Raw genomic sequence first — 26,117 nt, forward strand, 5'->3', positions numbered from 1 at the left:
TTATTTTATTGAAATGAATCTTTTACTTCGCTCAATTTTCTCTTCGTTAAAATTTGTGTTTTTATTAATTAATTTCATCTCAGTCCATCTTTTCGCTATTTCCGCAGTAATATCAAGATTGTCGTGGTCATTTAATGTACCAACTGAAATGAGTAATCCAGCAATTTGATCTAATAATTGATCAGTGTTACCGACTTTGATCTTCTGTCTTATTGCTGGAGAGTAGATTTGATTTAAGTCAGCCTTTTGGATAATATTCCATCGTGGATCTAAAGACCATCTACTCTGATTTTTATCTTTGTTAGGTACCTTCATTGTTAACCATTGAGAAGTTAGATAAGACCAAATGTTATTTTCCTTTTTAGAAAATTCCTCGATTGAATTAATATTAAATTCTTTTAGACATTTCCTTCTGATTTGAAATTCAACTCTCCAAACATCAGAACTATTCCATTGTTTCTCTTTCCAAAGGTCATAAAACCAATTTTTTTGAGATTTCTTTATTTCAAGCGATTTGTTATAAATTCTAGCCAACATAGGATCTCCACGACCGATTGTAAAACCACTAAAATCTCTTCCGTTGTAAAATTGATCGTTAACGTAATGTTTTACTTTTCCTCTAGCTCTAGTGATCATTCTAGGCAAATCAATCTCTTCGAAAAAGAGTTCATCACTATCTACACAAATATCAATTCTTGATAGTTTAGTAGTTACTACATTAAAATCTAACCCTTTAACCCAACTTAAAAATTCATTTACGGCAGTATTAAATCCAACTGACCAAAGATATGTAGATAAAAAACGTACCTTAATAGGGCAGGTATTTTTAACTTCTTTATCCATGAAATAAATTAGGAAATCGTTACATGATAATGTAAACGAATAAAAAGGTATCCCATTTCTATGAACTTTTAGATTAAGTCCATTTAAGTTAACTTCATATTCTTTTCCTTCTTCCTGTGCTTTACCTTTTAAAGATGAAAGAATATCAAGAGTGTTTTTTGCAGATATAAAATAATCTAAAATCTCTACTCCAAATTCAACAGTATCAATCCCTTTTATGATCAAAGCATTACCTCCTTATTTGAGTTTTGTAATTAGAACCCAGCATGTTATATGGTTGCTGGTATTCATTACTCATATATTTGTTGAAACTAAATTTGCAATAATTACCGCTCTGCGAAACAGGTCAATAATGCCCTGTTCGCCTTCCGAGCTTAATCAATTTAGTTACACAATATTCATTTACTAAAAAATCATTAATAGATGAATAAAAAGTCAATGTGTTGTTAAAAATAATAATAATTTAAGTTGATTTTATTGTCAATAAAAAATGATTGATTAGTCACTTTATTTTTCGTTGACTAAAAAATCAGTAGCATAATACTATAAAGAGGGGTGATAGATTGAATTACTACGATATGTTAAATATGATGGTAGAAGAAAGTACGCTGACCTTAAAAGAAATAGCAGAGAAATGTGTAACATATGGGGTTAAAGTTAATCCTTCGTATATAAGTAAATTAAAGAGTGGAAAACAACCACCTGCTTCAGACGAAGTAAATATTGCTTTAGCAAAATCATGTGGATATGAAGACGAAGTAGATTCTTTTTTATTTGAATCATATCTAGAAAAGGCTCCAGAATATATTAAAGACTTTTTAAATGAATTAATAACCTTATTTAGAACAACAATAAAAATCACATTTGAAAAGCAGTTTCCTAGTGAAATGATTCATATTTTACAAATGCAATTAGATCAATTCTCAAACTATGAAATCTTAACACAATCTATTGAGCAGTTAAGAAACACAACGTTAGTAACAGATGTCGATGCATTGAGTAATCAACAAGTAATTAACACTACATTAAAGATGAATGATACCTCTATGGAACCACTGATTCCCAAGGGATCAATACTACATATAAGAAAAGATAATGAAATTATTAATGATGATATTATTGTTATTGAAAAAAATGGTGACTTTCTAGTCAGAAGGATATTTTTTATTGAAGAAAATAAATTCTTGTATAGTATTAATAAATCTTATAAATCAGAATTTCTCAACGATAATATAATAAACATAATTGGTAAGGTTGAAAAAATAACTATTGAACTTTAATGATATTTGAACTCGCTAATTGCGGGTTTTTTCTTGTTATAAAGGTATTTTATGGTAAATTAGTAATGGGAATAAATTTAGGAGGGGTCAGATTGAACCGGATTGATAGAACATATAGAGATAAATTAAGGATTCTTTTAATCCTTTATTTTTTTTCAGAAGAAATTGATGCAGATTCAGAAGAGGTAGAGGATCAATATAAAAAAGTATTTAGAAGTGAAGTTCGGATTCAAAAGATTGACTTTTTAATAAGGTATCCGGATTATTTATCATTTGAATTGTTAGAATTATTAGAGGAAGATGAATCTAGAATTAATAAAGAAGAGATTAAAGAAGAAATAAAAAGTATTTTTGATAATAATGAACCAGAAATTAGAAGAGATGATATGTTGAGGTATTTTTTTGGAGCATATGAAGAAATAGATCACATTATTGCATTTCTTGTATCGACAGATTTTATTGTATATAAAAGTAAAAAAAATGCAGCAGGAAGAGAATATGATAAAATTTACTATTTAACTCAAAATGGAATAGCAAAAATTGAGAACCAAATATTAAAGCATATTGACAAAACTAAGTGGTATGGAGAAAGGTGTAAATTAATAAAAAAATATTTTGGGAATTTAACAGGCACGGAATTGAAAGTTAGGCAATACACACATGAGGAGTATCGATTAACCCCGATTAATGAATATATAAAGGGAGTACAAGAAAATGTAAAAAATAAGTACTATAGTATTTTTGGGGAGGAAATATAAGTGTTTAGTTTTAGTAATATGATAAGTGATATTTACAAAGAGTACAATACTTTTTCAAAGAGTGAAATTGAAGATTTATTATTTATAGATGACATTGACAAAGATAGTCCAATCTCACAGAATAACAGACTTAGAATAAACAAGCTAATTATTAAAGGTGAGAAAAATACGGGAGAGATTATTGAGTTTAGTAAAGACTTTTATAGTGGAGTAAATGTCATATTTGCAGAAAACGGAAAAGGGAAGTCTTCACTATTTAAAATAATAAAGTTCGGATTAACTGGAGACAAGGAGTCTATCAAAAAAGATGTATTAAAGTGGCTAAATGAAGTGTCTCTTGAGTTTAATATTGGAGAAACTACATATACAACTTATATTGATTTATCTGGAAAAAGAACTCAGGGTGTACTATATAGAAAATCAATAAATGAGATTTTAGCAGCTGGAGAGAATATCGAAAGAATATCAATTATTTTTGAAACAAAAACTGATAAAGATTTTAAAGAATTTATGCAAGAATTCATTTATAATCAATTCTCATATTATAGTCTTAAATGGACAAGTGGAAATAAGGACACAATAGACTTAATTGAAAATCAAACTAGTTGGAAAACATACTATAAATCAATATACTTGGAATCAAAAGATTACAATGTACTTTTTTTGAATTCAGATTTTGGTTCTCAAGGGAAAAAGATTCTTGAAATGTTACTAGGTCTTAGGCTAACTTATGCTATTAATTATTTAACTCAGAAAAAAGATCACCTAGCAAATTCTCAAAATAAACAAGACTATTTAATGAAGCAAAATAACGATCAGATAAATGTGGAAGAACTTATTGAAGAGTTGGAAAGTATAGAAGAGGACATTAGTAAGTTACAGGAAGATAAAAAGAAAACTTTTAGAAAAAGCTTAGATATAGAAAAGTATAATAGCTTATCAAATGACCTCAAAACTGTAAATGACGAATTGCAGAAGGCAATAAATGAAAAAGAAGAACTAGAAAAACAGCTGAATCAAACTAATAGGAGACTTATAAGGCTTGAAGAAGAAAGGGAATTTGGAGCTTTTTTTAGTAATTTAGAAATAAAAATGTGTCCTAGATGCGAACACACAATACAATCTAATAAAAAAGAAGTTGAAAAATCAGATCACAAATGTATGTTATGTGAGCATGAATTAGAGGACGCATCTCCAGAGCAAAAAGAGATCATTGATATAAAAATAAACGAACTTAAGAAAGAAGCTGAAACTCTAGCAACAGCTATAGAATTATTAATAGGTAGAATTGATGATAAACAACAAATATCTGAGCAATATTTAATTGAAATACAAAAAATTGAGAGTAACATAGAAACTGTAGATTTTTTAAATGATGATATAGATACTTTGTCTAACTTAATTCAACAAAAAGTTGAGATTGAATATCAGATAAAAATGAATTCTTTTGCTAATAAAGATGATTCACAAAATCTCGATGAAAAAATAAAAGTACTTGAACATGCAATTAAGTATTTAAACAGTCATAGACTGGAACTAAGTAAAGAAATATTAAAAAGTCTAGAGGAATTAATACTAAGCCAAATAAATAAATTCGGATTAACTAATGTAACTGATGTAGTGATTAGTAAAAATTTAGATATTCAGTTTTTACAGAATGGTGAATTAAATAAATTTAGTGAACTAACAGAAGGTGAGCAGCTGCGTGCAAAAATAGCATTTTACCTTGGTTTAATGTTATTAGATATTAATTATGGAATGGGTAGGCATCCTAGATTATTAATTATTGATTCTCCTGGTAAAGAAGAGGTTATTAGTAAAGACTTGATAAGTCTTGCTAGTATATTTAAGGAAATAGAAGAGAGCTACTCAGACAAATTACAAATAATAATTGGTACTGCTTTAGAAGAGTTAGTTGATGCGAGTGCGTCCCAGAAGGTATTAAAAAGAGGCAATGAGGAATTTGTATTTTAACCTCTTTAAGGGTGATATTAAAATGTTAATAACATATGAAGATTTTTCAGGTATGGAAGAATATGAAAAGATTTCTTTTATGGAAGATTGGTTTACCGACAAAGAGAATGTTGCAAAAACATCTGAAAAACAATTGAAGATTTTTTTTAGATCAGTATTAGAAGAAGAGCAAAATGGCTTTGTTTTAATTAAATGTATAGAAACTCTATCTTTTTTAACATTAATTAATAAAGTGAGAAAGACTTCTACTGTAGATATGCTACTTGATATTGAAACATGCGAAAAAAACCCTTTTGTGAATACAACAGCCTTAAAATACTTAACTGTCTTTTATGATAATGATGAAGATATTTTAGATGTAATTAAGACGTATAGAGATAGTTCAAATGCTGAGATTTCCTCTGAAGCTTATTTTCAACTAGGTCTCATTAAATTCTTGAAAACTAATTTTGATAATAATATTTTGGACTACTTGCAATTAATAGAAGAAAGTCAGAAGTATTTCACTTATTCACAATCTTTAATAGAAAATAGAACAGATGCAGAATATTTTAAGTATATTACAAGTTTTATAGTATCCCTGATAAAAAAAGAAAATCAACAAGTAGAAACATCATATAGAAAATTATTAGATATTTCTTTTATTCGAGAAGCTTTTCATTTTGACAAAAGTTTAGTGGTATTAGAGTATAAAATTCATAGCGTGTTAATGAATCTAAAATTAATAATAGACAAAATAAATGATGGTGAAAATTGGATAAGTTATTTTGATGAATTTAATAAACTATCTCTATATCATAATGAGCTAATAAACATATCAATCTCAACTAATAATCAACAACATAATTTACTAACTAATTTTAAAGATAATATATCTGAAAACATCTTAAAAACATTCTATATTAAAAATTTATACTACTATGAGAAAAAGATAAATATATTATTAGATCAGTTTATTGATGATAGTGAACTAACAATATTTCTTAGATATGTAAAAAATTTAATGATGCAAAATGATAAAAAAAAAGAAGATCAAGACCAGATTATGAGAACATGTATTAAAATAAGCAGTATTGTCGAGGGTGTTGATGTAGTAGATTTAGTTAAACAATTTTCTACGTCTAGAGATATAAATAGTATTGATGATATATTGGAATGTATAGGAGAATATACTAATTTACTTTATGATAAGAATATTGATTTTGTCACTGGATTTCCCACGGGTGAAGAGATCTATACTGAAATTATGAGAGAAGTAGTAAAAAATACACCTAATTATCCACAAGAGAAAATAGTGGCTTTTGGTAGAGTGATGGAAGAGTTAATAAGATATTTAATATTAACAGTCAGATCTGAAAGGTCCGAGAATTATAATTTCCTTTATACAAAAGATCATAAAGGAAAGGGAGCAGATGCATCAGAAAGAGATTTACAAAGCAGTCTCTACGATCATTTTCAGAGATCAAATATTGCTTATAGTGCATTAGAAGAAATTAATAATTTCTCAGATGGTGGACGGATAGACATAGTAATTCAGCTTAATAATGTTACCTTTCCTATAGAATTAAAGAAAACTAAACAGAAAATAACAGATGAAAAAGTGAGAGACAAGTATCTTGAACAACTAAACTCCTATATATACTCGTATGATCAATTAGGTATCTTTGTTCTTTTAGATTTAAATAAAAAAACAAAACCTGTAAATGACGTTAGAGAGTTAGTTTATTTAGATCATTTAGAACCTCTATATACATTAAAAAACAAGTATCCAGATAATATTGTAGTTGTTATTATTCCCGGAAATAAGCCATTACCAAGTGATAAGTCAACTTATCGCTAATGGTCACAACATGGTCACTAATTAAAAATAACCATAGGAAACATCTAATAACAGTTTGGAATAATTTCTTTAAGAAATTAGAAAAATAATCTATAGAGATTACAATAAACTTCTAGAGGTAATTAACTTAACTACCTTGACAGGGTAGGGGTCGGGGGTTCGAATCCCTCTCGGATCATCAGATGTGAGCTTCAGTTCCTTGGTTTAAAGGGTGGAGCTTCTTTGTTTTTTTCCTAAGTAGAGAACCCCTATGAAAATTAAAGATTAGGAATGTTATTCAATGCTATACCTTATTTCGCGAGTAGTAGACAATATATGTGTAGTGAAAAATGATGAGTAATCAGTGGGAAATAAAATAGTAGCAATGAAATCTTCGCCAAATTTAAGCAATTGCAATCTTTCCTACACCAAAAAGTTAATAAATACTATACATTAACATCAAATGCCCATCTATGATAACTCGTACTTATTATTGAAAATTCTTCTTATAACAGACATTGTAAATCTAACCATTAAAAAGGAAAATGAGAGAGAATAAAAAGTGGTTTTCCAGTTCCATCCATTTTTATATTTAACAAGTTGTGTATTTTTTTCTAGCCATAGCTCGGCAATAGTCATTGGTACACTGAAAAACAGAACTTTTATAAGGCACTTAATAAGGCGAGAATCTTTAGTATGTTGATTATAAAAGACACAAGTAATTGGGAAAAGTAAGTAATCGAACAACACACTTGTTTTAACTTGTTTTGGAAATCGGGTCGGATATTGAACATAGCCTTTATTTACAACCAGATTATCGACCAATGATGCATAGTAACTTTTTATAAAGAAAGTAAGGAGCCAGTCCTTTGCAAGTGGTTTTTTTATTAAATATATAAAAGAGCTAATACCAAAAAAATAAAGGAATTTTATAAGATTTATTTCAAATTTTTGACCCATTGTCTAGCACCTCCACAAAGATAGGTTATCCTTCATGCAGGGGGTTATACAAAGGACATTGCAAAATTAGATAAGTCCGTAATGTATAAACAAGGCTCTATTCTGATCAATTATATTGTGAACCGTTTCACTTAATCTATTGGGAGCTTATGTTGAAGTGACGCCAGTTTTTTAAGTGGATCTCAGGTATTATACTTACATCTGTTCCTGACCATCTAGTATTCTGTAGGAAACCAAGGCTTTTTATATAAGCCTTGGTTCTTCTCTAATAAGGACTAACCCCCTGTGTTACTCTTATCTAAATCAATGAATTGTTTCATCCAAATTTCCCCATAAATTCATCAATTCTAGAACATATTTATATTTTAATTGACCACTAAAACTTGTTCTGGTTAATATAATTATAATTTCCCACTGAATGGAGGGTAAAAGATTGAGGTTATTATTAATTGAAGATGAGCCAGATTCCTTAATAGGTATGAAAATGGCTATTGATTCTCTATATAATGTTGAAGTAGAAGTGCATACCTCAAATAATGCGGAAGATGCAAGAGAGGTAATCTTTAAATACTATCCTGAATTAATTATTACTGATATTATGCTTCCTGGTATATCTGGTCTTGATTTAGTTGAAGAAGTTGTAACTAGTGAGTACCAACCAAAGGTTATAGTTGTAAGCGGTTTCGATGATTTTGATTATGCGAGGAGAAGTATACGGTTCGGTGCAGTTGATTATTTATTGAAACCATATAGTACAAAGGAGTTTACAGAAAAGGTAAACAGGACTCTTTCAATGATAAAAGAGGAAAAAGAACAACTTCACTATACTGAGCAGCAGAAATCATTTGCAGAGATTGGAACACGTTCCATGAGGGACAACTATTTAGTCGAGTTTTGTTTAATAAGAACACCTCTTGAAGAACATCTCTATCATAGACTGTGTTTATGGGATATTGATTGGTTAGCGAATAAATCCTTTTCACTCCTTATTTTTGATGTAAAGGGCTATCCTGACGGGAAACCTTTTACAGAAGAAAATCAATTAAAGACTTTTGTTATAGGAAATATTATGCAGGATGTGATCCGAGATCAAATGCACTCACTCCTTTTTAAAGATCCTAAAAATCGATGGGTATTATTAACCACTATTGACGATACCGAGGAAATGGCTAGGTCTATTCACAATAAGGTAAAAGAATATCAAAAAATCGAGTTAGCAATAGGCATTAGCACAAAGGTATCATCATTTGAGGAAATGCATGCAGCTTACAGCTCTACACTAAAAGAATTTCAAATAAGTTCTCTAACAAATCGCGAGGATTATTTAAAATCTGATCATCTGATGTCTACAGACCTTACCACTGCTAACCATTTAGCATCATTAGTTATAAATAAGGATGAAGAAAGCATTCGTCAGGTGGTAAAGATTTTCTTTCAACAGGTCATATTACTCGATGGACTTGAATCAAGAGACGATATCACGCGAAAAACATTAAACTACTTGTCACAAATCCTTGCAAGTATAAGTGAACAAACCTCAAAGGAGCTTAAAGCAATTCCAATGAGTGTATGGGAAAAGGTGGATGAATGCACTACATTAGAAGAATATGAAAAGGTCTTATCTGAGTATTTAACGAGTGTTAGTCATGAGGTTTCAACACATGCTACCAATTCAATCATTGAAAGAGCCATTCAAATAATTCATTCTAGTTACATGGAGGATTTGAGCTTACAAATGATCGCAGACGAGCTATCCTTACATCCAGTCTGGCTAAGTCAGTTGTTTAAAAAAGAAACTGGACAAACATATATGGATTTTTTAACAGAGACGCGGATTAAAAAAGCGAAAACACTTCTAAGAGAAACAAGCATGAAAGTGTATGAGATAGCGGAAGCTGTAGGTTATCAAAATTTACAGCATTTCGGTACTATTTTTAAAAAAAGAACAAGTCAAACACCCAAAGAGTATAGGTACGGAAAATGAAAGTTAGAAAGGTAAGAATAGAAGATAATTTATTTAACAAAATGTTTGTCTTTATTACCTTATCCATTATTATTCCATTAGCATTATTAGGTTATTTATCATATGATCGATCTAAGTCTCAGTTAGAAAAGGTTACCTCTCAGCTTCTTCAAGACAATTTAGAATTGAATAAAAAGCAGGTTAATCGTTTATTAAAAGATGCAGAAAATGAATCAGAAAAAATGGTGACATCTATACAGTTACAAAAGCTCTTGCAAAGTCATCCGCCAACATCTTATGAAGAAGAAAAGGCTTTTATCAATCGGATCAGTCAACTTATTGCCCAATTAAAAGGGACGTACGGAGTATATGTCTTTCCAAAACAAATGAAATATTACCCGAATTATTTGGAGCTAATTAATGGGAGTGATTTTAAGCCAAGCACTGAATTGATGTTAAAAGCCTTTAATTTGAAAGAAAAAGGGGTTTGGTACCATTATTGGGATGAAACTTCAAAGAAGCCAGTTTTAACTTATATAAGAGCGGTTCGTTCATCCTATTATTACGAACCACTAGGTGTTATTGTTCTTAAGATTCCTGATTCACTTGTACGAGAGGAATTATCCTTCCCTTCTTCTTTTAAAAACTACAAAACAATGATTGTTGATCAAGATAAGAACATTATTTCAAGTGAAAACTCTTTGCTTTATAATGAAAAATTTATACCAGAAGGGGATTGGAATACAGCTGAAACTCAATTAAATGATCAGGGATGGAATTTAATTACTGCTCTGCCAAACAAAGAAGTGACAGGCAATATTGAACAAATAAAAAATTTTACTATGTGGATTGTCATAATCAGTATAGTGGTTGTTACGATCTATCTTGCTATTATTGTTCGTAATTTTACGATACCAATTAAAGCACTCGTCACACATATGGAAAAAGTTCGAAGTGGAGTATTAAAGCATTTCCATATGGACAGGTCTAAAAAAGATGAGATTGGGCAACTAGTTGGTGGGTTTAACCAAATGATTACAGGAATGTCTGAACTTATTGAACAAACAAAAAAGATGGAATCAGACAAGCGAAAATTTGAGCTTCAGACATTAAATCATCAAATAAATCCACATTTTTTTTATAATACATTAGATGCGATTAAGTGGAGAGCAGAAAAGGTAGATGAAAAAAATATCGCTTTAATGGTAACGAAATTAGCCAACTTACTTCGATTCAGTTTAAATAATAATAACGAGTGGACAACGGTTGAAAGAGAAATTGAGCATGCTAAGAATTATTTAGACATAGAAAAGCTCAGAAGTAATCGTTTATTTAAAGTATTTGTTCAGGTAGATCCAACGATTTTGAAATTAGAGGTCATTAAGCTAATCCTTCAACCAATCGTAGAAAATTGCATCAAGCATGGAATTAGTAACTTGCCAGAAGGTAAGGGGAAAATTCTGTTAACCGTTAAACGCATTGAACAGGATATTATCTTTATTATTGAAGATAATGGTCCAGGGCTGAATAGTAACCTAGTGGATAAAGAAAGAAATTCAAATCATGTGCATCATGGAATTGGGTTGAAAAATGTTCATAAACGACTTCAACTTCATTTTGGAACTGAGTATGGAATAATAGTTGATGAAGATCATCATGAAGGCTTTAGAGTGATCGTGCGGCATCCGGTTCATGAGGAAGAATAATGAGCTAAAAGGGGGGGAGATAATTGACTAAGCACTATACTCTCTTGATTTTTATTATTGTGAGTTCTATTATTTTAACGGCTTGCAGTCAACAATTAAGAAAGCGAGAAGAGGCTAAAGAAGAAAATAAAGAAGTCGAAGTGAAAGAACAGATATCCTTAAATGGTGTTTTTCTTAATACGACATGGGGAGAGGTAACCCAAAAGTTAGCGGAAGAATATGAGAACGAAACAGGAGTATCTGTCAATATTGAGTTAGTAGGACGTGACATGATTTTTCAAAAATTAGCTCTTTCGATCGCTGGTAATGCTAATTATGACCTTTTTAATGTTGATTACAACTGGGTGCCTGAACTTGTCTCTACAAATAGCTTACTACCCTTAGAAACCTATATAGAAAAAAACAAAGTAGATACCGAAGGTTTTTTGCCTAGAGCACTAGCTCTTACACAATGGAATGGAGAAAACGGTGGATATGGTGAGGGCGGCAATATATATGGATTGCCACAGACGATACACCCTCATATCCTTTGGTACCGATCTGATTTATTTGAGCATGAAAAACTGAAATCAGAGTTTAAAGCCATATACGGGTATGACTTATCTCCGCCCAAAAAAATGCAGCAATTTCGTGATATGGCTAAATTTTTTAATGGGAAAATGGTGAACGGGAAAAAAATTTATGGCTGGGCTGGACAAGCTAGTGAAGGATTCGGCAATGTGCATACATGGTTAACATTTGTCTACTCTAACGGCGGAGATGTTATTGATTGGAATAAGATGACATCATCATTATCAACTCCAGAAGTCATAGAGGCGACAAAGACGTGGATTGACCTACTGCAATTCTCTCCTCCAGGTATAAATGATTATACCTTTTCAGAAGTATCAGCTGATGCTGCAGAAGGAAATGTTGCAATGGCTATACACTGGTCTTGGGCCGCTGATAAGGTAGACGATCGGGCATATTCTAATACTGTTGGTCAATGGGAATTTGTCCAAACACCTGCAATGAAATCATCTGTCCCACACCTTGCTGGCTGGTCAATTGTTATTCCTAGAACGTCAAAGTATCCTGAAGAAGCGTTTAAATTTATGGTTTGGTTAGAAAGTAAACAAAATGATGTTAGACAAGCTCAGATGGGCGGGGGAGATCCAGTCCGACTCTCTTCCTATTTAGTCCCAACTCTTAAGCAGTTGAAAGTTGAGGGAACTGATGTTAACAAATTTCGCCGATACGAAGCAGTAAATGAAGCAATGAAGACAGCAAAAGCTCGTCCATTTTTCCCACAGGAAGAACAATGGGAAAGTGTTGTAACCGGTTATTTACACGATGCCCAGCTAGGGAAAATGTCAGTTGAAGAAGCATTAATGAAGGCTGATGAAGCTGTAAATAATTTGTTGAGATAATTTAAAATTTTCCTCGATCCTCAGATTTCTGAGGTTTTTTTGTTGTTGAAAACCTATAATTTCCAACAGAGAAAGCGTAATCACTCATCTCTACATCTACACTAAAAATGCATGGTGAAAAATTAAATTAACCATGTTTTTTCGATTTTCAATAACCGGTAAGATAAAACTAAGAAATAAACAAGCAATACATTTTATCTAAACGAAAATGATTGCGATTACAATTTTACATTAATAAGTTCATAGAAAAGAGAGTCTTAGATGGTTAGAATCGTAGATGTTGCAAAGAAGGCAAATGTTTCCACTGCTACAGTCTCTAGAGTCATAAGTAAGCCTGATACTGTAAGAGAGGAAACAATTAACAAAGTATTAAGAGCCATTAAAGAATTAAACTATCATCCAAATGTTTTAGCACGTCAGCTAAGGACTTCAGAAACTAAAACAGTGATTGTTGTGATCCCGGATATATCTAATCCTTTCTTTTCGAAGGTTCTACGAGGAATAGAAAATCTTGCATCAGCTAATGGATATCAAGTTTTACTTGGTGATGCTGGGAATGATAGTGAACAGGAAAGTCGGTATTTAGATATGCTCCGTCAAAAAAAAGCAGACGGAATGATCTTATTAACAGCAAAGATGAAAGCAGAGCTTGTCGAAGAAATGGCAAATGAATTTCCTGTAGTACTTGCCTGTGAATATATTGAAGGCTCTTCTATTCCAACCATTTCAATCGACAATGTTAGCAGTGCTAGAAAAGCAACAGAATATTTAATTCAGTTAGGACACCGAAGAATAGGAACTATTTCTGGGCCACTTGATAGTGTATTAGGACAGGATCGATTAAAGGGTTTTTACCAGGCGATGGCAAGGTATAGCTTATCAATAGATCCAGTACTAGTACAAGAAGGCCAATTTAATTATGAAAGCGGATTTAATCTAATGAAGAAGTTTTTAGCGCTCAATAGAATCCCAACCGGAGTATTTGCAGCGAATGATGAAATGGCTTTGGGTGCCATTAGAGCCATAAGAACAATGAACCTTAGAGTACCTGAAGACATCTCGGTTATTGGATTCGATGATATTCATTTTTCTTCTATTTTCGAGCCTGCTTTGACCACAATCTCACAACCAGCTTTTGAAATAGGGTCTAAAGCGATGGAACTATTAATTATGCTAATGGATAAAAAGAGAATCGAGAAAAATCAATATATTTTAGATGACAGTCTTGTCATAAGAGAATCATGCTCAAAAATCAATAAATCATTACAAGATTAATGTAATCGGTTACAACTATCAGTTCACTCATAACTTTTAAACCTAGTAAACAGGGATGAAAAGTTTATTTTAATAAAGAAAATGTAATGGATTACAAAATAAAGAAATTAGATTTTCATTCATTTTCTCTAAAAGTTAAGAAAGCGATAATTTATAGCTTTGTATTGGAGTTGATTTGTAAACGATTACAAATTCCTGCCAATTGAACTTTAAAGGAGGTGGTTGTAAACGTTAGTTGTACCATACAAAAGACTAAACTACATGAAAAACATGGGGGTTATGAAATGAAAAAGAATCTATTAATTTCCGTATTAATGCTACTCGTTTTTAGCGTAATAATTGGATGTGGAAATAAGGAAGAAGCACAGACAACAGAAGGAAGCACAGAAAAAAATGAAAATTACCTCTCTGAATCAGGGCCACTAACAATAAACCCTGAGATTCCAGATATAGAAGTTCTAGATAAAGGACCAAATGGAGAACAAGCAGTTTCTGCAAAGTCTTTACAGTTAACTGAAGAAGAGCTTCAAAAAATTAAGGATGGAAATTATAAAGCAGCCATTGTTATGCACTATTCAGGTACAGATTATATGAATGCGGCAGTTGGAGCGATGCAAGATACATTTAAAAAAATGGGAATTGAAGTTGTAGCTGTTACAGATGCACAATTTAAGGCTGAGAAACAGGTAAACGACATTGAAACGGTTTTAGCAAAAAAACCAGATATTATGATTTCGGTTCCGGTTGACGCAGTATCAACTGCACCAGCTTATAAAAAAGCAGTAGAACAAGGCGTTAAGCTAGTATTCATGGATGGAGCAGCAGAAGGTCTTGAAGCAGGTAAGGATTATATCAGTATTGTTTCCGGTGACAACTATGGAAACGGTGCTCTAGCAGCGGACATTATGGCAGAAAAAATTGGTGGCAAAGGGAAAGTAGGTATCGTTTATCACGATGTGAACTTCTTCGTAACCAAAAACCGCTCAGATGCATTTGAAGCAACAATCAAAGAGAAATATCCTGACATTGAAATCGTAGCACAAGGTGGAATTACAGACCCGAATAAAGGAGAAGAAGTTGCTTCAGCAATGCTGACAAGAAACCCAGACATTGATGGTATTTTCGCTCCTTGGGATGTACCGGCAGAAGGTGTAATGGCGGCAGCTCGTACCGCCGGAAGAGATGACTTAGTTGTGACAACAGTTGATTTAGGTACAAATGTAGCGATTTCAATCGCATCTGATGGAATCGTTCAAGGACTAGGTGCTCAATTACCTTATGATCAAGGTGTAGCACAGGGCATTCTTTCAGGATATGCGATATTAGGTAAAGAAGCTCCTCCTTATGTTGCTTCTCCTGCTATTGAAGTAACAAAAGAAAATGTTCTTGATTCTTGGAAATTAATTTATGGGGTTGAAGCTCCTTCAACTGTTAAAGATGCATTGAAATAAGAGACTAGTAACAAGTTTATAGAGGCTATCAATTTCTTATAGCCTCTATAACCAAAGGAAGGTGAACAAAAAATGGATCAACCTATTCTTGAAATGAAGAATATAAATAAAGCGTTTAATGGTATTACGGTTCTAGACCAGGTTAACTTTTCGGTGAAAAAAGGAGAAGTACACGCCTTAATGGGTGGGAATGGTGCCGGAAAATCAACATTAATGAAAATTCTTACTGGCGTTTATACAGCAGATAGTGGAGACATTTTAATTGAAGGAAAACCTGTAAGTATTAAAAGCTTTGATGACGCAAAGGTAAATAAGATCTCAATGATCTTCCAAGAGTTTAGCTTAGTACCAACCCTTACAGTTGCCCAAAATATCTTTTTAACGAGAGAAGATAAGACATCATTTGGGCTTTTAAATGATAAAGAATGTGAAAAGAAAACAGAGGTTCTATTAAAGGAACTTGGGGTTGATATCAGACCATCTGATGTGGTTCAAAATCTAGGAGTTGGTTATTGGCAAATGACTGAGATTGCAAAAGCACTATCTCAGGAAGCGAAAATATTGATTATGGATGAGCCGACCTCTTCGTTAACTCAAACGGAAACGGAAGTATTATTCAAATTCATCAATCAATTAAAAGCAAAGGGTTATGCGATTATTTATATTTCTCACAGAATGGATGAGATTTTCGAAATTTGTGATCGCATCACGATCTTGCGTGATGGTCAATATATTACAACCGAGGATTGTAGTGAAACTGATCTTGATACAGTTATTCAGCATATTGTAGGACAAGAATTTGACCAAGCCTTTGAATATCAAGAGAGGGAATACTCGAAAGAAGTACCTCCGATTTTTGAGGTGAAAAATGTAAGCGCTGGAGATAAGGTTCAAAATATTAATCTTAAAATACAACCTGGAGAAATAGTAGGAATTGCTGGATTGATGGGTAGTGGTCGAACGGAATTAGTTCGTTGCTTATTTGGAATTGACTCAATAGACAGTGGTGAAATTTACGTTGATGGTCAAAAACGTTCAATTAATTCGGCTACGGATGCAATAGACGCAGGGATTGCATTAATTCCCGAGGATCGACGTGTGCAAGGATTGGTTCTAGAACATAGTGTAAAAGACAATATGATTCTGCCAATCTTATCTAAAGTGAACAAAGGATTGTTTATTGATAACAAAAAAGCAAATAAAATAAGCAATCAACTTGTCAAAAAGTTAAATGTTAAAACTGATGATATCTTTAAAAAATCAGGCCTATTGTCTGGTGGAAATCAGCAAAAAATTGTTCTTGCAAAATGGTTAGCAAATAACCCAACAGTTTTATTGCTTGATGAACCAACAATTGGTGTAGACATTGGAGCAAAAACAGAAATTATCGATATCATTAGAGAATTAGCTATTAGCGGAAAGGCCATACTTGTCATTTCATCAGAAATCCCTGAACTTCTTGCTATGAGTGATCGTGTCCTTGTGATGCATCAAGGCAAGATAAAAAAGGAACTACAACGAACTGAGATTAAATCAGAGGAGGATATACAATATGCAATCCAAGGTTTCTAAAGTAGAAAAACCAGCATTACCTATGTTTAAGAAATTCGAATGGCGTAACTATATCGTCTATTTTGCTTTCGTAGGAGTGTTAATCTACTTTTCTATCAATTTATATGATGAAGGGTTTTTATCTTCAAACAATCTATTAAACATTGTAAGACAAACAGCAACCATTTCTTTAATGGCACTTGCAATGACATTTGTTATCAGTACAGGTGAAATTGATCTTTCCGTTGGATCGATAGCGGCTTTATCTTCATTAGTTGGGGCATTAGCACTACAGGCAGGCTACGGTATCATTGGCGGATTAATTGGTGGTGTTGGTACAGGTATTGTGGTTGGCCTTATTAACGGTTTACTCGTTACAAAAGTAGCAATTCCATCCTTCCTAGTAACACTAGGGACAATGGGAGCGATAAAAGGTGTTGCGATGTGGGTAACAGATACAGCTCCAGTTCCAATTATTAATTCAAACTTCAACTTTATCTTTGGTTCTGGTGATATTGGGCCAATTCCGGTATTGCTATTATGGACTGTTGTCTTTACAATCATTGCTCATGTTTTACTACGTAAGACGTCTTTTGGAAGACAAGTATTAGCAACTGGTGGTAATGAGAGCGCTGCACGTTTCTCAGGTGTAAAGACAATGAAAATTAAGTTGCTCGTTTTCTTAGGAACAGGTGCAATGGCTGGTTTAGCCGGTTTACTATATGCAGGGCGTATGAACGCAGGAAGATTTTCATTCGGTGAAGGAGATGAGCTTTCTGTTATTGCTGCTGTCATTTTAGGTGGAACAAGTCTTTTTGGTGGAGTCGGGACAATTATTGGAACACTCGTAGGTTCTTTAATGATTGGGACAATTAATAATGGACTTATCATTATGGGTCTGGATGTTAGTCAGCAAATGATTATAAAAGGAATTATTATCATTTTAGCTGTAGCTTTCGGTAAAAAAGCAATTAAGAGATAAATAGTGAAAAGAAATCATCAAGAAGAAATGACAGGACAGGAGGATGAAACATGGAAAAAATAAAGGTAGGGATTATTGGTACAGGTTTTATTGGGCCAACTCATATCGAAGCAATTAGAAGACTTGGATTTGTAGAAGTGGTTGCTTTGGCAGAAACAAGTCAGGAACAAGCAGAAACAAAAGCTTCTGAACTTGGTATTTCACTTGCTTATGGAGATTACCGAGAAATGCTAAGGAATGATGAAATCCAGGTTGTGCATAATTGTACGCCAAATCATGTTCACTTTGCTATAAATAAGGACATCATTTTATCGGGGAAACATCTGATATCTGAAAAGCCGCTAGCAATGAATAGTGAAGAGTCAGCTGAATTGTTGGCACTGGCTAGAACAAAAGATGTTGTTCATGGTGTCAATTTTAATTATAGACAGCATGCAAGTGTCCAAAATTTACGTGCCATGATCTCAAACGGAGATCTAGGAAAAGTCAACTTGGTACATGGAAGCTATCTACAAGATTGGCTATTATATGAAACAGATTTCAACTGGAGGCTAGCCCCAGAGGTAGGGGGGAAATCCCGCGCTATTGCAGATATCGGCTCACATTGGTGTGACACGGTTCAATATGTAACAGGGAAAAAAATTGTAGAAGTTTTTGCTGATCTTGCCACGGTTATCCCTGTAAGAAAGAAAGCAACGTCTGGCAGTAATACGTTCAGCGCAGTTAATCTTGAGGAGCAGGAATATGAGGATGTTGCCATCAATACAGAGGATTATGCATCAGTACTTGTTCGTTTTGAGGATGGCTCAAGAGGTGTTTTCACCGTTTCACAGGTAAGTGCGGGAAGAAAAAATAGACTGAGTTTTGAGATAGATGCTAGTAAGAGTTCAGTATTTTGGAATCAAGAGGAACCGGAAAAATTATGGATTGGTCACCGAGACAAACCAAACGAAATTTTGTTAGCAGATCCTAGCTTATTCTCGGCAGAAGCAAAAACTGCGATCCATCATCCCGGTGGTCACAATGAAGGCTGGCCTGATGCATTAAAAAATATGATGCTAAACTTCTATACGTTTGTTAGAGAAGAAAAAAGTCTTAAAACAGATAAGCCTAACTTTGCCACGTTTGAAGATGGTCACTTATCAATGTGTATTACTGATGCGATCTTAGACAGTCACCAACAGCAGAAATGGGTGAAGGTTAAAATTGAAGAGGAGGCCTATTCATGAAACTAGGTGTTTTTACACCACTTTATCAAAACCTCCCATTTGAAACGATGCTAGATAAAGTGAAGGAAATGGGATTAGAAACGGTTGAACTTGGGACAGGAAATTATCCTGGTAACCATCACTGTGATCCAGATGAATTACTTCAATCACCTGAAAAAGCAAAGGCGTTCATGAGAGCGATTGAAAGCAGAGGATTATCCATTAGTGGGCTTAGTTTCCATGGGAATCCTTTGCACCCTAATAAAAAGTTAGCAGATGATTCTCATGAGGTGTGGAGAAAAACAGTTCTTCTAGCTGAAAAATTAGAAATACCTGTTGTAAATGGATTTTCCGGATGTCCTGGAGATCATAATGAAGCAAAAAATCCAAACTGGGTAACATGCTCGTGGCCGCCAGAATTTACAGAGATTCTAAACTGGCAGTGGAATGAAGTGGTGATTCCTTACTGGAAGGAAGAAGCAAAGTTTGCCAGATCACGTGGTATTCAAGTTGCTTTTGAAATGCATCCTGGATTTGTCGTTTATAACCCTGAAACATTGCTAAAGTTACGAGAACATGCAGGGGATAACATCGGAGCAAATTTTGATCCAAGTCATTTAGTTTGGCAAGGAATCGATCCAATTGCAGCGATTAAAAAGCTTGGACGTGAAAATGCGATCTTCCATTTTCATGCAAAGGACACTTATTTGGATAAAGAAAACATAAAAGTAAACGGTGTTTTAGATACGAAGCACTACAGTGAGATTTTAGATAGATCATGGACATTTCGATCAGTTGGATATGGGCATGATGAGAAATTATGGAAAGACATGATTAGTACATTGCGATCAGTTGGATATGATTATGTGATCTCAATTGAACATGAAGATATGCTGGCTTCGACTGATGAAGGACTAAAAAAAGCAATCTCTCTATTAAAAGGAGCCATGTTCAAAGAAGAACTAACTGAAATGTGGTGGGCTTAATAATAGTTAACAATTCAACAATGGAGGCGAAACAACAATGTCAATGAAGGCAGTTTTTTTCCCAGGAGATAAAAAAGTAGAAATTCGAGAGGTTGACATTCCAACTCCTGGTCAGGGAGAAGTGTTAATTCAGTTAAAAGCATCCGCTATTTGCCGAAGTGATATGAGCTTATACCATGGTACGTCTGTATTTGAAGGCACAAAAACAGGTTGCACGGTTCCAGGTCACGAACCAGCAGGTGTGATTACAGGTGTAGGTCCAGGAGTGACCAAATTCCAAGAAGGAGATCGCGTAGCTGTTTACTTAGCACTAGGCTGTGGTGAATGTGCACATTGTAAGAGTGGTTACAAAATGTTCTGCAAGGAATTTAAATGTATTGGCTTTGACTCTCATGGTGGTGACGCAGATTACATGGTTGTTCCAGCTGAAAATTGCATGAGGTTACCTGATAATATGAGCTTTGTTACAGCAGCTGTATCGACGGATGCAGTGGGGACTCTCTATCATGCTCAAAAAAGAATGAACATATCTGGAAAAGATACGCTCGTTATTTTTGGAATGGGTCCTATGGGTGGGGCTGGCGTTATGATTGCAAAAGGCTTAGGAGCAACTGTTATTGCCGTTGATATGCTTGATGAACGCCTAGAATTAGCAAAAGATCTAGCTGCTGATTACACAATTAATGGAAAAGAATTTAACGTACAAGAAGAGATTAATCGCATTACAAATGGAGCAGGTGCTGATGCAGCAATCGATTGCTCTGGAAGTCCTTATGCTGAAAATGATGCGCTAGATTGTGTGAAAGCTCATGGAAGAGTTGCGTTCATCGGTGAAAGCAAAGAAACAACCATTAAACCAAGTCAGCAATTAATTCGTAAACAAATTACTGTTATGGGCTCCTGGTATTTCCCGATTCAAGAATTTGATGAAATTACAGAATTTATTGTGAGAAAAAATCTACCTGTTGAAAAACTAGTTACACATACGTTCAAACTTGAAGAAGCAGCAGATGCATTCCGTATGTTCGATGAAAGAAAAACAGAAAAAGCTGTGTTTGTTTGGTGATAACAGAGAAGATAGTTACTTACTACGATTCTCAAAAAATAGGAGTTGATGTTGTATGTTAAAGGGCATTTCTTTCAATACATGGGTTTATAGCAGTTTTCCAGCTTGGGTACCTTCTTATCCTCTAGAGGAAGTAATTAACCGTTTATCATCATTTGGATACGATGCAATTGAAATTGGCTGCGCAAGTCCTCATGCTTGGCCAGATTATTTATCACCAGAGAGAAGACAAGAAATATTTAATCTATTAAAAGAAAAGAACTTAAAAGTTTCAGCTATGCTACCAGCTCCAGGTGGTGGTCCTGGTATGAATCCAAGCTCACCAATTAAAGAGGAAAGAGAATTTACGATTCAGCATTATAAAGATGTTGTTAGATTAGCATATGATTGGGAATGTCCAACTGTTATGTGGATTGCCGGATGGGTACCATTTGGGACATCACAGCAGGATGCTTGGAATTATAGCTTAGAAGGTTTAAAAGAAGTTGCAAATTATGCAAAAGGTCTTGGCATCACGTTAGTTGTTGAACCAACTCCTGCTGATAGTAATTTAATAGAAACTGCTGATGATGCACTTCTTTTAGCCGAGGAATCAGAAATGGATAATGTGAAAGTAATGTTTGATACATTCCATGCCCTATATCGAAATGAAGTACCTAGTGATTATGTTTATCGCATGAAAGATAAACTACACCATGTTCATATTTCAGACAATGATCGCCTTCCTCCAGGACAAGGAAGATGTGACTTTGATGCGGTGTTAAAAGCTTTAAAGGACATTAATTATGATGGGTATCTTTCAATGGAAGTTGGTTTCCATTCTAGACAGTCAGAACCAGATTGGTACGCAAAAACATCAATTGAATTCTTAAAACAAAAGATATCTGAAATCTACTAAGAAAAGTGGTAGATTCTATAATGGTTAGAATCCACTGTAAGTCTAAGTTGCATTGCTCAGCCCTTTAGGAGGTGAGTATTGTTTAATATAATCATTTGAATTAGGAGGTACAAGATGAAGTTAGGTTATCAAACGAACACTTGGGGAGGCGTAGTTGGCCATCCTGCAGGTGTAACGTCAGTAAAAGATGCATACTATCTTGCGAATGGCTCAACGGAGGCAGCATTGAAAGATATTGCTGCAGCAGGTTACAAGGGTTTTGAACTTTTTGATGGTAATTTGATGCAATATAAAGGAAGAGAAGAAGAATTTAAGAGATTAATGAATGAATCTTCGCTAGATTTTATTGGAGTTTATACTGGTGGGAACTTTATCTTTCCCGACATTTTAGAAGATGAATTAGTGAAAATTGAAGAAGTTGCTGCTCTAGCATCTACTCTAGGAGCAAAACACCTTGTTGTTGGTGGTGGAGCCATTCGAGCTAAAGGTATTTTAGAGAGCGATTACAGAGATTTAGGTGAAGCATTAAATAAAGTCAGTCATATTGCTGAAAAATATGGGCTTATTGCAAGCTACCATCCACACTTAGGTACGTGTGTGCAGTCACCGGAACAATTAGAAAAATTAATGCCTCTAACTGTGATTAACTTATGCCCAGACACCGCTCATATTGAAGCAGGTGGAGGAGATCCGGTGGAGGTCATGAGAAAATACATCGATCGTATTAAATATGTTCATCTTAAAGATTATCAAAACGGGGAGTTTTTACCATTAGGGGAAGGAAATCAAGCCTTTGATGTAATGGTTAAAGTATTAGACGAAGCTCAATATAATGGGTGGATAACAGTTGAACTTGATAGCTACCAAGATCCAAAGGCTGGTGCAGAAATTAGTCGTAAATATCTTTCAAAATATGAATCTTTGACATCAAATTAAAGATTGTCCAAAACAAGGGGGACTCATTATGAAAAAGTTACTTTCTATTTTATCTATGGTTATGTTAGCAACAATGCTAGGTCTTGCAGGATGCAGTCAAGGAAGTTCTACTACCTCTGAAACAAGTGATCAAGATCAAGGTTCAGCAGAAGAAGTCGCAACAGAAGCATCTGGCCCTATCGTCATTAACCAGGAAATTCCTGATCAAGAAATCTTAAGTAAAGGGCCTGATGGAGAGTCGGCTGTGTCGGCAAAAACACTTGAGCTAACAGAAGAGGAAGTTCAAAAGATTAAAGAAGGTAACTATAAGGCAGCCATTGTCATGCACTATGCTGGAAATGACTGGGCTACAGCACAAATTGAAGGGTTGAAAGCAACATTTGCCAGAATGGGAATTGAGGTAGTAGCAGTAACAGATGCACAATTCAAAGCCGAAAAACAAGTATCTGATATCGAAACAGTTTTAGCTAAAAAACCAGACATCATTGTGGGAATTCCTGTTGACCCTGTTTCTACAGCATCAGCATTTAAGAAAGCAGCTGACGCAGGTGTGAAAGTAGTCTTTATGGATAATAAGCCAAATAATTTAGAAGCTGGTAAAGATTATGTCAGTGTTGTATCTGCTGATAACTATGGCAATGGAGTACAGGCAGCTGAAATCATGGCTGAAGAATTAGGTGGAAAAGGAAATATCGGTGTTGTTTATCATGATGCAGATTATTTTGTTACAAAACAACGTGTTGAAGCATTTGAGAAAACTATAACAGAAAAATATCCTGACATTAAGATCGTAGAGCGTGGAGGAATTGTGGCACCAAATGATGGAGAAAAAGTCGCATCAGGTATGTTAACAAAGAACCCAGATCTTGATGGAATGTTTGTCGTTTGGGATGTTCCTGCAGAAGGGGCATTAGCGGCAGCGCGTACAGCTGGAAGAAATGATCTAGTAATCACAACAATTGACTTAGGAACAACAGTTGCCATTGATATTGCATCAGATGGAATGATTAAAGGCTTAGGCGCACAACTTCCATATGATCAAGGAATCTCAGAAGCGATCTTAGCTGGATATGGCTTGCTTGGTAAAGAAGCACCTGCATATGTAGCGGTTCCGGCATTAAAAGTAACTCCGGATAATGTATTGGATTCTTGGAAACTTGTTTATTCAAAAGAAGCTCCAGATACCATTCAAGAAGCGGCAAAATAATAGAAGACTAAATAATTGGAGGGAATAAATATGAAAAAATTAAACGTAGGAATGATTGGCGGAGGATTTATGGGAAAGGCACATGCTCTTGCTTACGCGGGAATGCCAATGTTTTTTTGGCCGGCACCTGCTGTCCCACATCGTCACACGCTTGTTGACGTGACAGATGAAATTGCAAAAGAAGCAGCAGCAAAATTAGGTTTTGATAACTACTCATCTAACTGGAGAGAGGTAGTAGAAAATCCAGAGATTGATATTATTGACATTGTAACACCGAATAATTCGCACGCTGAAATTGCCATCGCTGCAGCAAAAGCTGGCAAACATGTTATCTGTGAAAAGCCTTTAGCTAGAGATGCTGCTGAAACAAAAACAATGCTAGATGCAGTAGAAGCAGCAGGTGTAAAGCATATGGTCGCGTTTAACTACAGAAGAACACCAGCTGTAGCACTTGCAAAGAAATATATTGAAGAAGGTAGAATCGGAAACATTTTAAACTTCCGTGGAACATATCTCCAAGACTGGTCTGCAGATCCTAACTCACCATTATCATGGCGCTTCCAAAAGGAAATTGCCGGATCAGGTGCACTAGGTGACATTGGTACACATGTTATTGATTTTGCCCGCTACTTAGTTGGAGAAATCACAGATGTCAATGCCGTATCAAAAACGTGGATCCCAGAAAGACCAGTTCAATCAGGCGGCGCAGACAAATTAGGAACAGTAAAAAGTGCAGGAGATGTTCCTAAAGGTAAAGTAGACGTAGATGATGAAATCACAACATTAGTCAAATTTGAAAATGGTGCAGTCGGAAGCATTGAAGCAACTCGTAATGCATGGGGCCGCAATAACTTCTTAACATTTGAAATTCACGGGGATAAGGGCTCAATCTATTTTAACTATGAGCGACGTGATGAACTTCAAGTATGCTTCTCAGACGATCCAGGAGATGCAAAAGGCTTCAGAACCGTTTACACTGGACCAGCCCATCCATACGGTGAGGGTTTATGGCCAATTCCTGCTTTAGGGATTGGATATGGTGAAACAAAGATTATTGAAGCGTATGACTTTATTAAATCAATTGTAGAAGACACAACAGTTTCTCCTAACTTTGACGATGGATATCGAATTGCGGTTATTAGTGATGCGATTCTTGAATCAGCTGAAAAAGGCCAGTGGGTGAATCTTGAAAAATTGCCTGTAAAAACAAATTAAGTTTTCACATCAAAACCGCCAGCGATAGATTTCTGGCGGTTTTTTCAAGAAACAATCTAGGTCAAACTATAGGTGAAAAAGGCATTCCATTTTTGGAATGCCTTTTTACTAGTTATTCTCATTCGTAGCAATATCTTTCACAACATCCTCTAGTGTTACGCTCCTCAATACCTTCTCCATAGCTAACTGAGCAGCTGTGAACAATGGTTCAATTGTATTCTGGATATTCCTACCTACTGGACATTTTGGATTTGGATTATCATGTACGCTAAATAACTCTTTTTCCTGTACAACATTCACTGCCTTATAAACATCAAACAGTGAAATATCAGATAATTCTTTTGCGAGTTTAGCTCCTGCAATACCTGGTTTTACCTCTATTAAACCGGCTTTTTTTAACATTCCCATAAGTTTTCTGATCACCGCTGAGTTTGTATTCACACTTGATGCTAAAAATTCAGAAGATGTTGTTCCTTCTTTATTTAATTCAATTAAAGCTAATATATGAATGCCGACAGCGAATCGGCTGCTGATGGACATGTTCAGTCACCACCCTTGTGAACAAATCTTTTTATAAGTGTAATTAATTTGATTACAAGTGTATTATACCAAATTTCAAACAAAATAATA

The 26,117-nt window shown here is 34.3% G+C and carries 21 protein-coding genes; 18 read left to right on the forward strand and 3 right to left on the reverse strand.

What is annotated here, in order from left to right:
* Entirely contained in the window at window positions 1-1,068 is a 1,068-nt protein-coding gene (locus tag D9842_RS24960) for a replication initiation factor (protein ID WP_121664782.1), read from the reverse strand.
* Between the two features lie 338 nt (window positions 1,069-1,406).
* Here D9842_RS24960 and D9842_RS24965 point away from each other — a divergent pair, with 338 nt between their 5' ends.
* The 4 genes from D9842_RS24965 (at window position 1,407) to D9842_RS24980 (ending at window position 6,695) form a co-directional block, all read left to right on the forward strand.
* Window positions 1,407-2,123: a S24 family peptidase gene (locus D9842_RS24965; protein WP_121664783.1), complete on the forward strand. Its 717-nt coding sequence runs from the start codon at window positions 1,407-1,409 to the stop codon at window positions 2,121-2,123.
* Between the two features lie 92 nt (window positions 2,124-2,215).
* Entirely contained in the window at window positions 2,216-2,881 is a 666-nt protein-coding gene (locus D9842_RS24970; RefSeq protein WP_121664784.1) for a hypothetical protein, read from the forward strand.
* Window positions 2,882-4,855 (forward strand): AAA family ATPase, encoded by a 1,974-nt coding sequence (locus tag D9842_RS24975; RefSeq protein WP_121664785.1) that lies wholly within the window; start codon window positions 2,882-2,884, stop codon window positions 4,853-4,855.
* Between the two features lie 22 nt (window positions 4,856-4,877).
* A complete protein-coding gene (locus tag D9842_RS24980) occupies window positions 4,878-6,695 on the forward strand; it encodes a hypothetical protein (protein ID WP_162987559.1) in 1,818 nt (605 codons plus the stop codon).
* 450 nt (window positions 6,696-7,145) lie between these two features.
* On the opposite strand, the gene D9842_RS24985 is transcribed toward D9842_RS24980, so the two are convergent.
* Window positions 7,146-7,634, reverse strand: a complete 489-nt coding sequence (locus tag D9842_RS24985; RefSeq protein ID WP_176550990.1) for a CBO0543 family protein — start codon at window positions 7,632-7,634, stop codon at window positions 7,146-7,148.
* Between the two features lie 433 nt (window positions 7,635-8,067).
* Here D9842_RS24985 and D9842_RS24990 point away from each other — a divergent pair, with 433 nt between their 5' ends.
* The 14 genes from D9842_RS24990 to D9842_RS25055 all read left to right on the forward strand — a co-directional run bounded on the left by D9842_RS24990 (window position 8,068) and on the right by D9842_RS25055 (window position 25,487).
* Entirely contained in the window at window positions 8,068-9,618 is a 1,551-nt protein-coding gene (locus D9842_RS24990) for a response regulator (protein WP_162987560.1), read from the forward strand.
* Entirely contained in the window at window positions 9,615-11,303 is a 1,689-nt protein-coding gene (locus tag D9842_RS24995; RefSeq protein WP_121664788.1) for a cache domain-containing sensor histidine kinase, read from the forward strand. Before D9842_RS24990 ends, D9842_RS24995 begins: the two co-directional genes overlap by 4 nt.
* Window positions 11,304-11,326: 23 nt before the next feature.
* On the forward strand, window positions 11,327-12,712 hold the full coding sequence (locus D9842_RS25000; RefSeq protein ID WP_121664789.1) for an ABC transporter substrate-binding protein: 1,386 nt from the start codon (window positions 11,327-11,329) through the stop codon (window positions 12,710-12,712).
* A gap of 261 nt (window positions 12,713-12,973) precedes the next feature.
* Window positions 12,974-13,987: a LacI family DNA-binding transcriptional regulator gene (locus tag D9842_RS25005; protein ID WP_098795781.1), complete on the forward strand. Its 1,014-nt coding sequence runs from the start codon at window positions 12,974-12,976 to the stop codon at window positions 13,985-13,987.
* Window positions 13,988-14,271: 284 nt separating this feature from the next.
* Complete coding sequence (locus D9842_RS25010) at window positions 14,272-15,438, forward strand: substrate-binding domain-containing protein (RefSeq protein ID WP_121664790.1); 1,167 nt, start codon at window positions 14,272-14,274, stop codon at window positions 15,436-15,438.
* A gap of 72 nt (window positions 15,439-15,510) precedes the next feature.
* Window positions 15,511-17,010, forward strand: coding sequence for a sugar ABC transporter ATP-binding protein (locus D9842_RS25015; RefSeq protein ID WP_121664791.1), 1,500 nt, complete (start codon window positions 15,511-15,513; stop codon window positions 17,008-17,010).
* Entirely contained in the window at window positions 16,991-17,971 is a 981-nt protein-coding gene (locus tag D9842_RS25020; protein WP_121664792.1) for an ABC transporter permease, read from the forward strand. The genes D9842_RS25015 and D9842_RS25020 overlap by 20 nt, the downstream gene beginning before the upstream one ends.
* A gap of 50 nt (window positions 17,972-18,021) precedes the next feature.
* Window positions 18,022-19,200, forward strand: a complete 1,179-nt coding sequence (locus D9842_RS25025; RefSeq protein WP_121664793.1) for a Gfo/Idh/MocA family protein — start codon at window positions 18,022-18,024, stop codon at window positions 19,198-19,200.
* Window positions 19,197-20,165 carry a sugar phosphate isomerase/epimerase family protein gene (locus D9842_RS25030; RefSeq protein ID WP_121664794.1) on the forward strand — a complete coding sequence of 323 codons (969 nt, stop codon included), beginning with the start codon at window positions 19,197-19,199 and terminating at the stop codon, window positions 20,163-20,165. The genes D9842_RS25025 and D9842_RS25030 overlap by 4 nt, the downstream gene beginning before the upstream one ends.
* Before the next feature lie 37 nt (window positions 20,166-20,202).
* Window positions 20,203-21,231, forward strand: a complete 1,029-nt coding sequence (locus D9842_RS25035; protein ID WP_121664795.1) for a zinc-dependent alcohol dehydrogenase family protein — start codon at window positions 20,203-20,205, stop codon at window positions 21,229-21,231.
* Window positions 21,232-21,286: 55 nt separating this feature from the next.
* Window positions 21,287-22,129 (forward strand): sugar phosphate isomerase/epimerase family protein, encoded by an 843-nt coding sequence (locus D9842_RS25040; protein ID WP_121664796.1) that lies wholly within the window; start codon window positions 21,287-21,289, stop codon window positions 22,127-22,129.
* Window positions 22,130-22,243: 114 nt separating this feature from the next.
* Window positions 22,244-23,065, forward strand: coding sequence for a sugar phosphate isomerase/epimerase family protein (locus D9842_RS25045; RefSeq protein ID WP_121664797.1), 822 nt, complete (start codon window positions 22,244-22,246; stop codon window positions 23,063-23,065).
* Window positions 23,066-23,093: 28 nt separating this feature from the next.
* Window positions 23,094-24,272: a substrate-binding domain-containing protein gene (locus D9842_RS25050; protein WP_121664798.1), complete on the forward strand. Its 1,179-nt coding sequence runs from the start codon at window positions 23,094-23,096 to the stop codon at window positions 24,270-24,272.
* Between the two features lie 30 nt (window positions 24,273-24,302).
* Window positions 24,303-25,487: a levoglucosan dehydrogenase gene (locus tag D9842_RS25055; protein ID WP_121664799.1), complete on the forward strand. Its 1,185-nt coding sequence runs from the start codon at window positions 24,303-24,305 to the stop codon at window positions 25,485-25,487.
* Between the two features lie 108 nt (window positions 25,488-25,595).
* Here the strand turns inward: D9842_RS25055 and D9842_RS25060 are convergent, their stop codons facing one another.
* Window positions 25,596-26,027: an Rrf2 family transcriptional regulator gene (locus D9842_RS25060; RefSeq protein WP_121664800.1), complete on the reverse strand. Its 432-nt coding sequence runs from the start codon at window positions 26,025-26,027 to the stop codon at window positions 25,596-25,598.
* Between the last annotated feature and the right edge of the window lie 90 nt (window positions 26,028-26,117).

The organism is Metabacillus litoralis, assembly GCF_003667825.1.
GTDB classification, from domain to species: domain Bacteria; phylum Bacillota; class Bacilli; order Bacillales; family Bacillaceae; genus Metabacillus; species Metabacillus litoralis_B.